The sequence below is a fragment of the Lysinibacillus sp. CTST325 genome, from assembly GCF_054665055.1.
The window spans coordinates 69,514-82,624 of record NZ_BAAFHO010000008.1; the positions used below are offsets into that span (position 1 = coordinate 69,514).

The 13,111-nt window shown below is 37.1% G+C and carries 12 protein-coding genes; 4 read left to right on the top strand and 8 right to left on the bottom strand.

What is annotated here, in order from left to right; all coding sequences use genetic code 11:
* Positions 1-157: 157 nt before the first annotated feature.
* The 3 genes from ACYQ73_RS17590 to ACYQ73_RS17600 are packed head-to-tail and all read left to right on the top strand — an operon-like array spanning position 158 to position 1,816.
* Positions 158-649, top strand: a complete 492-nt coding sequence (locus ACYQ73_RS17590; RefSeq protein ID WP_460013691.1) for an RNA polymerase sigma factor — start codon at positions 158-160, stop codon at positions 647-649.
* A 5-nt stretch (positions 650-654) separates the two neighbouring features.
* Positions 655-1,140 carry a zf-HC2 domain-containing protein gene (locus tag ACYQ73_RS17595; RefSeq protein ID WP_460013692.1) on the top strand — a complete coding sequence of 162 codons (486 nt, stop codon included), beginning with the start codon at positions 655-657 and terminating at the stop codon, positions 1,138-1,140.
* A 16-nt stretch (positions 1,141-1,156) separates the two neighbouring features.
* Positions 1,157-1,816, top strand: a complete 660-nt coding sequence (locus ACYQ73_RS17600; RefSeq protein WP_460013693.1) for a YesK family protein — start codon at positions 1,157-1,159, stop codon at positions 1,814-1,816.
* Between the two features lie 420 nt (positions 1,817-2,236).
* Here ACYQ73_RS17600 and ACYQ73_RS17605 read toward each other — a convergent pair whose 3' ends face one another.
* Together ACYQ73_RS17605 and ACYQ73_RS17610 are read right to left on the bottom strand one after the other, a co-directional pair.
* Positions 2,237-2,917 (bottom strand): GNAT family N-acetyltransferase, encoded by a 681-nt coding sequence (locus ACYQ73_RS17605; RefSeq protein WP_460013694.1) that lies wholly within the window; start codon positions 2,915-2,917, stop codon positions 2,237-2,239.
* A 12-nt stretch (positions 2,918-2,929) separates the two neighbouring features.
* Positions 2,930-4,042 (bottom strand): mandelate racemase/muconate lactonizing enzyme family protein, encoded by a 1,113-nt coding sequence (locus tag ACYQ73_RS17610; protein ID WP_460013695.1) that lies wholly within the window; start codon positions 4,040-4,042, stop codon positions 2,930-2,932.
* 122 nt (positions 4,043-4,164) lie between these two features.
* Here ACYQ73_RS17610 and ACYQ73_RS17615 point away from each other — a divergent pair, with 122 nt between their 5' ends.
* Positions 4,165-5,367 (top strand): hypothetical protein, encoded by a 1,203-nt coding sequence (locus ACYQ73_RS17615; protein ID WP_460013696.1) that lies wholly within the window; start codon positions 4,165-4,167, stop codon positions 5,365-5,367.
* Between the two features lie 197 nt (positions 5,368-5,564).
* Here the strand turns inward: ACYQ73_RS17615 and nhaC are convergent, their stop codons facing one another.
* The 6 genes from nhaC to ACYQ73_RS17645 all read right to left on the bottom strand — a co-directional run bounded on the left by nhaC (position 5,565) and on the right by ACYQ73_RS17645 (position 12,979).
* Positions 5,565-7,010 (bottom strand): Na+/H+ antiporter NhaC, encoded by a 1,446-nt coding sequence (gene nhaC, locus ACYQ73_RS17620; RefSeq protein WP_460013697.1) that lies wholly within the window; start codon positions 7,008-7,010, stop codon positions 5,565-5,567.
* Between the two features lie 276 nt (positions 7,011-7,286).
* Positions 7,287-8,402: an amidohydrolase gene (locus ACYQ73_RS17625; RefSeq protein WP_460013698.1), complete on the bottom strand. Its 1,116-nt coding sequence runs from the start codon at positions 8,400-8,402 to the stop codon at positions 7,287-7,289.
* 256 nt (positions 8,403-8,658) lie between these two features.
* On the bottom strand, positions 8,659-8,802 hold the full coding sequence (locus tag ACYQ73_RS17630) for a hypothetical protein (RefSeq protein ID WP_460013699.1): 144 nt from the start codon (positions 8,800-8,802) through the stop codon (positions 8,659-8,661).
* A gap of 339 nt (positions 8,803-9,141) precedes the next feature.
* Entirely contained in the window at positions 9,142-11,181 is a 2,040-nt protein-coding gene (locus ACYQ73_RS17635) for a TRAP transporter permease (protein ID WP_460013700.1), read from the bottom strand.
* Positions 11,178-11,693: a DUF1850 domain-containing protein gene (locus tag ACYQ73_RS17640; RefSeq protein ID WP_460013701.1), complete on the bottom strand. Its 516-nt coding sequence runs from the start codon at positions 11,691-11,693 to the stop codon at positions 11,178-11,180. The genes ACYQ73_RS17635 and ACYQ73_RS17640 overlap by 4 nt, the downstream gene beginning before the upstream one ends.
* A 293-nt stretch (positions 11,694-11,986) precedes the next feature.
* Positions 11,987-12,979, bottom strand: coding sequence for a TAXI family TRAP transporter solute-binding subunit (locus ACYQ73_RS17645; RefSeq protein WP_460013702.1), 993 nt, complete (start codon positions 12,977-12,979; stop codon positions 11,987-11,989).
* Between the last annotated feature and the right edge of the window lie 132 nt (positions 12,980-13,111).

Consider the following 13,111-nt stretch of genomic DNA (forward strand, 5'->3'; position numbering starts at 1 on the left):
ATCCCTCACATCAAAAATATTAATGAAAAAGAATCCATGTTGATCAATTTTTTATTCAAACTGGATTCTTTTTATTTTTTACTATTACTAAAAAAAGTTAAAACTTTTTCCAATTTGAGTCGTCTCTTTAGTGCGCGATATCTTACGGAGGATAAAAATGATTAATCAAAATCCATTTGAGGTGATTGAAGAGATTTATGAGGAGCATTACACATATTTGCGGAATTTTTTAATTGGATTGACTAAAAGTTATGACGTAGCCGATGACATCATTCAAGAGTTATTTGCAAAAATCTTAACGGATCCATCAAAAATTCAACAAGTTACTTATATGAAAAGCTGGTTAGTGAAAGCAGCTAAAAATACACTCCTCGATCATTACAAAAAAAGAAAACCAGCGCTGTTTCATGATGAAAGTGTAATTGAGAGCTTATTAATTGATAATCAAACACCTGAATCAAAAGCAATAATAAATTCCCAAATTATAACTATATTAGGTTATTTATCTACGAGTGATAAGGCCATTTTTTTAGCTAAGTTTCACTATGGTTATGATTATCAAGAAATAAGTACACTTTTGGATATACCTATCCCTACATTAAAGTCCAAGATATTTAGGATGAGAAAACAGATGGCTAGAAAGAGGTGAAAAAGATGGAGGATTCCCAAAAGATTCATATTCTTTCGCGGGAGTTAATCTCTGTATTTGATGAGCTAGAACAGGAAACAAAAGATGTGGTTTTGGAACATATTCAAGACTGTAGTGAGTGTAGGCAATTATTTAATGAATTAGCTGAAGAAATTTACCCGATGTTAGAACAGAGTGAAGAAGTAGAAATAAAGCCATTAAAGAAATTAGTTCAGTTTAATCATGGCCTTAAATGGTTATTTATTTCCATTAGAGCCCTCATTTTATTTTTTATCATATACTCTTCTTTTCACTTTTATAACTGGGAACTGTCTGCTGATGCAGCCATTGAATATATCAAAAATGTCACTTTCATGTTCTATTTCCCAGTAGCTATTTTTTTATCAGTATTCACGATGACCTTTTTTACCAAGAGGTGGATTATACTCTCAATTCTTTTTGATTTGGGGATTATATTTTTTTTAGATACATTTATCTCGATTTTCTATTAATGCATTAATACATGGGGTGAACAAATTGGGAACGATAAGTTTAGTTGGTTTCATTATAGGGGCATGTATTTTCCTTTTTACTTTAATAGCTATGAAAAAAACAGGAAAGTTCTACTTGGCTCCGATTGTGACATTTTTAATTGCTGTGTTTACTGTCCTATACGGAATGTTCAAAGTGGGAGGCTTTGAAGGGATGGGTTATGGCATTATTGGAGTAGGTATTTTGATAGCTGCAATAGCTGGGACGTTGTTACTTCCTTTTACGAAAGGCTTAAAAAAATCTGAATTTAACAAAGTGGATAAATCAATCTTGTTTATAGTCCCGGTCCTTATTTTTGCTATTATCGGTTGGGCGATCACTTTAGATAAAGGCTATTGGATCAATGAAGAAGGCGTTATTGCGGCTGGTAACGATACATCCTCCTACTACGAGGTATCTACGATTTCTGAAGGAATGAAACAAATTCATATTCAGTTAGGCGAGAAATATGAAGGAAAGCATCTGGAAGTAGAAGATGTAAAGACCATAGGGACCACTGAAATCACAGTTAAGGTCGTCGATAAAGGAAAAAAAACGAGACTCCCCTTTATAAAGATAGGTTTAGAAAAAATTGTTGAGCCGTTAGTGGTCCAAACAACTGATGGAGAGATCATCAATTCTAAATTTAATGACTAAAAAAACAACTTTAATGTAAATTGTAACTGTATACCCTTATTATCAGTCATTGTTATATAATTAAACAATTATATTTTTGACCCCGTCCTATAATTAGAACGTGGTTGGGCTTTGCTTTGAAAATTAAATAACTTTATTGTTATTTTTACATGGATTTGTTTTTTTATCATGGCTATAATACTATTTTGGATCAGCTTGTCGACTCATACTAATGATGAGGAGCTGTTGATTTTTCACGGAGAGTGGCGACTCCTGCGGGATTAGCTTGAGCTGAAAGCCCCGCAGGAACGTAGTGACGAGGAGATTGAAGCCAAGCCCGCGGAAAGCGCCAACTCGGAGTGAAAATCAACCATTGTTTATTGATCCGCCTTAATTTATATATTATTCTTTTGTCGACAAGGTAAGGCTTTTTACTATTATTTATTTTTCATAAACGACGAACCAATCATTTTGATCCTCATACATAGAAGTACCTATATATCCCTGCTTCAAAAGCTGTTGCTGACCAACTGTATCATCCATCGAAATCGTCTTCTTTTCTGTAAAGGTTGGTAGCTCTTGTCGCAAGTCTTTATAAAAAACATATCGTAGCTTATCTACATACTTTATCTTTAATCCCTTTACAACTAACCCTTGAGAAAATTTATCTTTCAAGCTAGGGATATTATATGGCTTTACTGTTGAGCATACATAATCATATTTTTCTAAATCGATATGGCTCATGACAACTTGGGCTAATGTTTTTTGTAATCCATAGCCACGATATGTTGGTGAGACATTCGATATTTCTTGATATAAAACTTTATGAAATTCATCCTCGGCAATCCTACAATCATAGCCAAGGTGCTCGTCATCAACAGGTGGGTTCAATAGTGCGCGAAAGGCAATTAACTCATCCCCTACGTAAGCACCAATCATCATGCCATTGCCACTTAAAATATAGTCAAATTCCTCAGCGCTTAATGGTTGTAATATACTTTGGTCTGCTAAGGATTCATAAACCTCAAGCTGTAATTTTTCAATTTCTTGCAAATGCTGAAGATTTAATGTTGTCACAAAAAACGGCGTTTCACCAAGCATGCCTTCATAAATTCTTTCCATTTCGCCGCCTCCTTAAGCTGTTACAATTGTTGAGAACTTACATAATTCTTTAAGGATCGCTTCATCTACGTCAACACCTAATCCTGGTTTTTCATTTAAACAAATAAATGGAACATCATAGTGTAAATTTCCGACATCCTTAGAGAATTTTAATGGACCTGTTAATTCTACACTTGTCATTATTTTTTTAGAGAATGCTACATGGAAGCCAGCTGCTGAACCAACTGATGATTCTACCATTGAACCGATTTGACATTCAATACCTGCCATTTCAGCCATTACTGCTAGTTTCATAGCAGGATAAATGCCACCGCATTTCATTAATTTAATATTGACTTTATCTGCTGCACGCTTTGCAATAATTTCACGCATTTCACGTACACCGCGAAGTCCTTCATCAATCATTAATGGGACATCTGTTTTCGACTTCACTTCTACCATGCCATCAATATCTTCACTATCTACTGGCTGCTCTAACCAATCGATATTTAAATCCTTTAATGCACGTAAGCCTTGTAATGTAGTGGACGCATTGCCCCATCCTTGGTTTACATCTACACGAATGGCGATGTCTTCACCAACACGTTCACGCACCGCTTTAATACGAGCAACATCACGAGCTACCTCTGTTCCTACCTTCATTTTAAATGATTGATAGCCCATCTCTACACGGTTAGCCGCCTCTTCTGCCATCGCCTCAGGTGTTCCAATGCTCAGCACATGCGTAATCGGGAATTTCTCATGATAACGTCCACCTAATAGTTGGTACACTGGAACTTGTAACGCTTTGCCTGCAATATCGAAACAAGCAATGTCAATCGCTGCTTTCGCTGCCGGCACATCCTTCACAACTTTGTTCAATTTATCATGAAGCTTTTCAAAGGTCATTGGATTTTCTCGAATGATTGCCGGAGCAAGCTGATTCTTTAATACAGCATATGTGCTCTCCCACGTCTCCCCTGTTACGTGCTCATCTGGTACTGCTTCACCGTAGCCTACAATACCTGTGTCTGTCGTCACCTTCAAAATAATAGAAGGCATCGTATCATATGTAGCATAACTGATGATAAATGGATCAATAAGTGGTAAATGGATTGCAAAAATTTCTACTTGTTGGATTTTCATTTTTATCAGTCTCCTGTATAATATAGTTGTCGCTAATACGTCGTTAATTATTGAAAAAATATAGAAGAAAAGGAACGTTGCCTATGTCTACTAAAATAGCGGTTATTTGCTCTAAAGCATTTATGAAGCGTATAAATAGTATCGCACAAAACATAGAGAATATTCAAATAGATTTTTATCTTTACAAGCAACCTACAGAGGCTCCCGCTTTGTTAAAGGAAATGAAGCCATGTGATGCCCTTTTATTCGGAGGAACACTACCCTATTTACATGCCCAATCTGCACTGTCAGAACTGCCCATACCTTGGAATTATATAAAACAAGATGAGACGGCAATTTCCACAACTTTGCTATCGCTTATAGCCAATCATGCAGTACCTTTAAATAGAATTTCCATTGATGTTATGAATCCTGCTATAGTCGAAAATGTTCTAACAGAAATAGAGTATTATGGACCAAAACCATATATTCAGCCTATTTCTATTACTAAACCTACTCGATCTATATTGCAGCATCATATAGCTTTATGGGAGGCTAATAGCATTGACTTTGTCATAACAAGTATCCATAGTGTGTTTGATGAATTACAAGCTCTTCCAATACCTGCAATGCGCATGTTAGATGCAACTAACTCCATTATTCAATGCTTAGAGGAGACGAAATCCCAATCACTTCTTTCAAAATCCGAATCTGTTAAAGCAGTTGTTGGACTATTGGAAGCTCCTGAAGATAAACCTATAGACTATAACCTGTTAACGCAAATCACAGCAGCTACACATGCAACTTATAAAGAAATTTCAGCATACTCTTTTGAGCTATATACGACAGCTGGACATTTGCAAAGGGCACTTGAAAAAGAGACCTTACAGAACTTATTACATCAAACTGATAAGCCATTTAAGCTAGCATTTGGTTATGGTCATTCAATATTTGAGGCTAATCAAAATGCTAAGAATGCCTTAACATTTGCTAAACCTTGTGAAATTTATATACTAGATGAACATAAAAATTTACTAGGTCCATTTCCAAAATCGGAAGTAAAACTAGCTTTAAAAACAGATGACCCTTATGTTTTACAAATGGCAAAGCAAACAAGCTTAAGTCCATTAAATATTTCCAAGATCATTCATTTTAGCCGAGAGCGACAATCAGCGCAATTTACATCCCATAATCTTTCAGAATACTTACAAGTTACACGTCGCACTACAGAGCGCATTATTAAAAAATTAGTGGATAACGGCTATGCTAAAGTAGTTGGTGAAGAAATGACACACCAACAAGGTCGCCCACGTACAATATATGAATTGAACTTTGCCATCTACTAAGATCCATTATACCTCGGCATAATTGCGTCCCAGATTCAGCTTTGTGCTTAGGCCTGCACAAGGGCCGACACAATGTCGGTCATTTCGGCAGTGCCAGGACGTGGCTTTTTTACCGATGCAGGTCCGTTAGCCTTTATAGAAAAGCTCTCGCAGATGCCTTGCATCCGCGAGACTTTTAGTTAACTATCAGAAGAGATTTAGTCAGCCATGACCATCTCAGCATCATTTATTTCTTGCTCTTTTTTACGCTTCTCTGCTGCTTCCATTTCTTCCGGTGTCAGCTTAACAATCGCAAATCCGATATATGCATAAAAAATTGAAATAATAGGTACCAGGAAATTAATAATTGCATATGGCGCATATTCCATTGCCCCTACACCTAATGTTGCTAAAATAAAGACTCCACAAGTATTCCATGGGAAGAATACAGAAGTAAGTGTGCCCCCATCCTCTAACGCGCGAGATAAGTTTTTTGAATGTAGGCCACGCTCTTGATAGACATTCGCAAACATACGTGATGGAACAACAATTGAAATATACTGCTCAGAACATGTAGCATTTGTTGTAATACACGCAGCAATCGTTGAAGCAACTAGGCTTCCTGTAGATTTAGCAAATTTCACAATGACATCCATAAGTGCTTTTAACATGCCGGAATATTCTAACACCCCACCGAATGTCATAGCTACAATTGTCATTGAAACCGTATTCATCATCGAATCTAAACCACCACGGTTAAATAGGTTGTCCACCATGTCATTGCCAGTTGAAATCACAAATCCTTCTTGTAAAGCATGTACAGCCATTGTAGGTGTACCGCCTTGTACGAAGATTTGTAGTAAGAATCCTGAGATTATTCCGACAACTAAAGCTGGAATCGCAGGTACTTTTTTCGCTACCAATACAATTACACCAACTGGTACAAGCAATAACCAAGGAGAAATAACGAAACTGTCCTCCATTACTTTTAATGTTGTTAAAATACTTTCTGATTTCATGGAGATATCTGCAAAGCTTCTTCCCATAATTCCAAATACAACAATTGCAATGACTAGAGCTGGAATTGTTGTATAAAGCATGTGCTTAATATGATCAAATAAGTTTGTGCCTGTTAAACCTGCTGCGAGATTAGTAGTATCCGATAATGGTGACATTTTATCACCAAAGTATGAACCCGAAATAACTGCTCCAGCAATCATTGCTGCAGGGATTCCCATACTTAAACCGATACCCATACCAGCAACACCGATTGTTGCCATCGTCGACCATGAGCTACCAATTGCCAGTGATACAATAGCACATAACAGCATGATTGTTACTAAAAACCAAGCTGGAGAAATTAATTTTAAACCAAAATAAATCATTGTTGCGACAACACCGCCGCCAATCCATGCGCCAATTGTCAAACCTACTAAAATAATTATAACAATCGCTGGTAAAGCTAGACGTATCCCCTTATACATCATTTCCTCAATTTCTATCCACTTAAATCCATGCATTTTAGCAACAATGGCTGCTACAGTTGTTCCAATAATAAGAGGTACGTGAGGACTTTGCTCTAACACAACTACTGTAATTAGCATAGCTATAATCATTATTAAAAAAGTCAGAAGTGCCCAACCAGCATTAATATCCTTTTTCATATCATCCATCCCCTTTTTTTGCACCAATAGCCAATCTCGGTTGTCAAAGACGCAAATATTTTTTTACGTTTTTTAGCATAATATTCAAAAAATTAAAAGTCAACGCAAAAATTTTATGCTTCTCGAGCGATTTCGACTGTTTTTGCGCATAAAAACGCTTTCAAATAGCTATTAAGGACAATGCAAAATATTCATACATTTCTACAAAAAAAGAAAAGAAAAAGGAACTTTATCAAAAGAATTTTGCACTTTTGATATAGCTCCCTCTCGCTATCATTATTCGTATTCTGGTTTTTTTTCTAACACACAAGCAAGTACTTTTGCAGCATCCATTAATGCACTTCGTTCAAAAGTCATTTTTGGATGATGTAATCCTGGAGTTAAGTTGGCCCCGATACCAACCATCGTTGCTTTTAGTTCAGGTTTTTTAACTGTGTAAAAATGAAAATCATCGCTTCCAGGTGTTGTTATTTCCCCAGCTAAATGCTCTTCCCCAAGCGTTTCAATAATTGCGTCTTTAGCCATACGCGCGGCAATTGAAGAAACTTCAGCACCAGGTGTGAAATCTATCCATTTCCAGTCCATATCAATCTCAAACTGCTGCTGGATTGATGTTAAGCCAAACTCAATACGACTACGAAGTAATTCTAGTTGGTTATTACGTTGCGCTCGAATATCCATCGAGAAGCTCGCAGTACCTGGAATAATATTTGTACTACCACCATCTGCAACAATCTTCGTTAACTTTGCAGAATGAGGCTCAAAAGGTGATAAATGTATGCTATGGAGCATTTGTTGTACGGCCATAATAACATCGATTGCATTTTTCCCTTGATGAGGTCTAGCACCATGGGCATCAGTGCCTCGTATTGTTCCTTCTAAAAAATAAGCTGCACCGTGATGGATAGCAGGTGATACCTTGCCAAGCGGTAGCTCTTCAATTGGTCTTAGATGAACACCAAATAAATGCGATACGCCATCAACAGCTCCACGCTCAAAGGCTGCACAAGCGCCATTCCCAAGTTCTTCAGCAGGCTGGAAAATAAAACGAACACGATGTTGCAATGGTCGGTCTTTCAGCAGTAATAAAGCACCAAGTACCATCGTTATATTTGCATCATGTCCACACGAATGGTTCGCTTGCCACTTCCCATCCACTTCCTGCCATAAAGCATCTATATCTGCACGTACAGCAACAATTTCATCACCTGTACCAATTTCAGCAATTAGCCCTGGAACATCCCCTAACAAACGATAGGATACGTTTAACTCATCTAAAATGGACGCAATCTTTTTAGTAGTTTCGAATTCCTTCCAGCTTACCTCTGGGTATTTATGAAAATGATCAAACCATTGGTAAATTGTTTCTTCTAAGATTACAGCATTTGACATAACTACACCTCTATACGCATTTTTGTTTCCCATTATACAGGAAACTATTTCATAAAAAAAAGAGGACAATGACCATAACGTGTGGGTTGATTTCCGTTCCGACTGGGCGCTTTCCTGGGGGCGTTCAGTCGGAACGAAAATCAAATTTATATATGACATACATTTTAATAAATATCACTTTCAATTTTTCTGTAAAAGAAAAAGAAGGACTGTGTTAAAAGTTTTTCTACCTTTAGCACAGTCCTTCAAATATTTATTATAAACTTGTAAAAAAACCTTCTGGATATTCTTCATAATGTACCATCGTTAGTTGCTCCTCATTTTTTTCCTCTTCCATAGTAAGCTCCAGTTCCTGATCCATTAGATATGTTTCAAATTTTGAGTTCAACAACTTTTTCATTTGATCATCTCTCCTTTTAATTTAATTGAATTTTCTGATAAAAGAATTATACAATGACCTTTGTAAAAAAAGCAATAAACGATGCTCATTATGCATAAAAAGTATAAAAACTATCTACTTTTTAGATTGAAATTCGAAGTTAATCAAAAAAAGAGATGTATCAAATTACGATACATCCCCCTTCATGGTAAGACTTATAAACCAATTGCTCTGTATATGAACACAGACCTTGCGCGCTTTCATCGTCTCGTAAACATACAAGGTACTTACTAGCTCAAAAAATGAGCAGATTCTAGTTATTTAATAATTTTGTTGGTCCTAAGCCCTTTTACCTATCACTTAAGCTATAGCACTCGTTTTACTTTTTTGATCGTCATCACCGTTACCTTTATTTTGCGTTACATATTGAATAACGAACATAACAATAAAGATTGCTAAACCAGCCCAATCCGAGAATTTTTCTGGATAGATCAGAAGTAAACCAGCTGCAATGGCAATAATGCGCTCAAACCAAAGCATTTTGCGATACCAGAAACCGATTACTCCCGCACCTATAGCTACCATTCCTGTAATGGCCGTGATTACTACCCATATAATTTCAGGTATAGTTGTATCAATCATTAGCAATGCCGGTGAAAATACAATCATATACGGAATAATAAACGCCGCAATAGCAAGCTTCGCTGAGTTTACACCTGTTTTAATCGGATCTCCACCAGAGATTCCCGAAGCCGCAAAAGCTGCAAGTGCAACAGGCGGAGTTATATCGGCAATAATACCAAAGTAGAATACAAAGAAGTGTGCCGATAATAAAACAACTACCGGTACTAATTCCTGTGGTGTATTCGGTGATAATAATGCTACAATCGCAGGAGCAGCAATTGTTGATGTAATTACATAGTTCGCTGTTGTCGGAGCCCCCATCCCAAGAATTAGGGAAGCAATCATCACAAAAATCAGCGTTAAAATAATACTACCACCAGCTAATTCTACTAAACTATTAGCTAAGCTTAAGCCCAGACCCGTTTTCACAACAACCCCTACGATAATACCCGCACAAGCCGTTGCCGCTACAACACCAAGTGCTGTACGAGCCCCTTCAACTAATGCATCAATAACATCCATTGGTTTTAAACGTGTTTCTTTATTAAACATAGCAACACCTATAGAAATAAGAATACCGTAAAGCGCTGCATGCATTACTGGTGTACCTGTTAACATTAAAACGATGATAGAGATTATCGGTAATAAAAGGTAAATTTTCTTAAATACCTCTCGACGATTTGGCATTTGATCGTCACGTAAGCCTTTTAAGCCTACACGTTTCGCTTCGAAGTGAGTCATAATCCAAATACCTGTAAAATAAAGCAATGCAGGTATCGCCGCCGCCTTCGCAATATCCCAATACGTAATTCCGCGACCGATAAATTCAACCATTAAAAACGCTGCCGCACCCATAATCGGAGGCATTAATTGCCCACCTGTAGATGCGGCTGCCTCAACCGCACCCGCGAATTCTTTACGGTACCCTAGCTTTTTCATCATCGGAATCGTATATGATCCAGATGTCACAACATTCGCTACAGAGCTTCCCGAAATCGTACCTTGAAGTGCACTTGAAAATACCGCTACTTTTGCAGGACCACCAATTAATTTACCTGCAATAGCTACTGCTAAATCATTGAAGTATTGGCCAACGCCCGTTTTGACAAGGAATGCTCCAAAGAGTAAAAACACAAAAATAAATGTGGCAGAAACACTAATCGGTGTTCCAAAAATCCCATCTGTCGTAAAATACATGAGATTAACAATACTCTCAAAATCTTGCCCTCTATGCGCCATAAAATCCGGGAAATACGGTCCGAAATAGGCATAGATTAAGAAACATATAGCAATGATGGTAATCGGTACACCTACTGCACGGCGAGCTGCTTCAAGCACCAACACGACAGCTATGAGACCTACAATAAAATCTGTTTGCGTAATGGTACCGTTACTATTAACAAGCTCTGTATAATTCATTGTCCAATACGAACCTACTACAATGGATAATACCGCTAAAATATAATCGAACCACGCTATTTTATTCTTTGCTGCTTTTTTTCGAGCAGGGAATAGCAAGAAAATTAGGGTCAAACCAAAACCTAAATGTATCGTACGCTGAATTTGCGCTGGGAATTGGCCTTTAATTGCTGTGTAAAGCTGGAACAATGAAAACGCTAGTAGTCCAAAGAAAATGACATGCTTCATAATGCCCGATACCGTTCGGACATTGGATTCAATATCATATTTCTCAAGTATCGCTTGTTGCTCTTCAGCTGATATTTGTTCGAATTCTTCTTTTTTCACTTCGTCGTTTGATTTATGCTGTGTCGTCATTTCATCCTTACTCCTTTCCATTGTTCATAAAGCGATAAACGCTTCACCTCAAATAAATAGGATTTTCCCCTTTGTAAGTCTTTTTTTAAATCGTATTCATAATTCTCGTAATCTAATACAAGGTCTAAATCCAAATCGCCAATATAGATCGTAAAATTTTCAATGACTTCATTGTCAAACTGCAAAAAATACTTACCATTGCGTTCTGTTAATGTTTGATTTTTTTCTGCATAGCTCGGCATGCCGATTGCTAAACTCTCATACTCCATCCCTAACATTTGAATACGTGTTCCGTCTATGTATTTATAATGTTCGAGTACATCCGTTTTATGGATAGAGTGAGTATATCTAATTTCAAATGTATCCTCAGTTGTCAGTGGTATATAATGCACTACCGGATCATTTATACGCGTTTCCGTAAATGCGAATACCTTTTGAAGAGGAAGAAAAATGACTAGACAAAAGCAAATACATAAAAAAGCTAAAACAATTATTAATGTTCTCTTTCGCACTGCATCTGTTCCCCCACATCAATTATGTCCCGGCATAATTCAATGACATCCGCCGGAGGCTTTAGACCAACAAATGTTTTTTGCGCGAAAGCGTAGTGCTAACGCAGCGACAGGTACAGGTGTTTGAATACCCACTGAAAGAAGTTAAAGCTATTCGCTATTACTCACGACTTAGACTTAACGGACGAAAAGAGACTCGAAGCTTTACGCAATCCGAGCCTCTTCGTATTAAGAAAATAACTTTTTACTCGCTCTAAGCTATAGTTTGATAAAATCCAAACCCGAATGTACTGTTATTTCTTTTCATCAAAGTATTTTTGAGCACCTGGATGAACATCAATACTGATACCTTGTAAGCCAGTCTCAGCTTTGATAAACGCCCCTTTTGCATGGGAAATTTTACCTGCGTTATCATATATAGCTTTCGTCATCGAATAAACAACATCTTCTGGAAGATCTTTTTTAACCGCTAGCATCGCCAGTACTGAAACTGTTTCAGTATCATTTGCAATACCATACGTACCTTTTGTTACTGTATCTTTTGCATAGTAAGGATATTTAGCAATTAACTCATCTGCTTTACCAGCATCCATACCGATAATATTCACTTTAGTTGTCGCGTTTAATGCCTCTACTGCACCAGTTGGCGTACCTGCAGTAATAAACGCTGCATCAATTTGGCCTGATTGAAGACCGTCAGTAGACTCACCAAAGTCAAGGTTTTGTGCTTTGATATCATCCATTTTTAGACCATGAATTTCAAGTAATTGTTCAGCATTTGCGTAAGTTCCAGAACCTGGCGCACCTACAGAAACCTTTTTCCCTTTTAAATCAGCGTAAGTTTTTATACCTGACGCTTCAGTCGTTACTAATTGTACTGTTTCTGGATAAAGTGCACCTAAAGCAGCAATTGAATCGATTTTTTTGCCATCAAACATAAATTTTCCTTCAGTAGCGTAATAAGCAATATCTGATTGTACAAAAGCAATTTCACCTTTACCATCTTGTAATGCCGTCATGTTGGCAGCAGATGCTTGAGATACTTCAGCAGTTGTTTTAATGCCCGTTTCTTTAGAAATAAAATCAGCAAACGTTCCACCTAGTGCATAGTAAGTACCTTGTGTTCCACCTGTTAATAAGTTTAAAAATTTCGGCTTTTCAGACGATGCCGATTCGCCCTTATTCGAGTCCTTTGAACCTGTTCCGCTATCAGACCCACACGCAGCCAAAATCAATAGCGCAAAGGCACTTAATAGCATTAATAGCCTAAATTGTTTTTTCTTCACAGTAACCTTCCCCCTTGGTTAAAAATAAGAATCTATTTAAAATTATCAAACATAGTATAATAATGTCAATCTATTTATTGTAAATTCAGTCTTTTATAATTATGCTATTTCTCTTAAATACTCATTATTTCC

What these genes read in the sequence shown, in the direction of transcription:
- ACYQ73_RS17590 (WP_460013691.1), top strand. Translation starts at nt 158, where the DNA reads ATGATTAATCAAAATCCATTTGAGGTGATTGAAGAGATTTATGAGGAG.
- ACYQ73_RS17595 (WP_460013692.1), top strand. Translation starts at nt 655, where the DNA reads ATGGAGGATTCCCAAAAGATTCATATTCTTTCGCGGGAGTTAATCTCT.
- ACYQ73_RS17605 (WP_460013694.1), bottom strand. Translation starts at nt 2,917, where the DNA reads ATGGAAAGAATTTATGAAGGCATGCTTGGTGAAACGCCGTTTTTTGTG.
- ACYQ73_RS17610 (WP_460013695.1), bottom strand. Translation starts at nt 4,042, where the DNA reads ATGAAAATCCAACAAGTAGAAATTTTTGCAATCCATTTACCACTTATT.
- ACYQ73_RS17615 (WP_460013696.1), top strand. Translation starts at nt 4,165, where the DNA reads ATGAAGCGTATAAATAGTATCGCACAAAACATAGAGAATATTCAAATA.
- nhaC (WP_460013697.1), bottom strand. Translation starts at nt 7,010, where the DNA reads ATGAAAAAGGATATTAATGCTGGTTGGGCACTTCTGACTTTTTTAATA.
- ACYQ73_RS17625 (WP_460013698.1), bottom strand. Translation starts at nt 8,402, where the DNA reads ATGTCAAATGCTGTAATCTTAGAAGAAACAATTTACCAATGGTTTGAT.
- ACYQ73_RS17630 (WP_460013699.1), bottom strand. Translation starts at nt 8,802, where the DNA reads ATGAAAAAGTTGTTGAACTCAAAATTTGAAACATATCTAATGGATCAG.
- ACYQ73_RS17635 (WP_460013700.1), bottom strand. Translation starts at nt 11,181, where the DNA reads ATGACGACACAGCATAAATCAAACGACGAAGTGAAAAAAGAAGAATTC.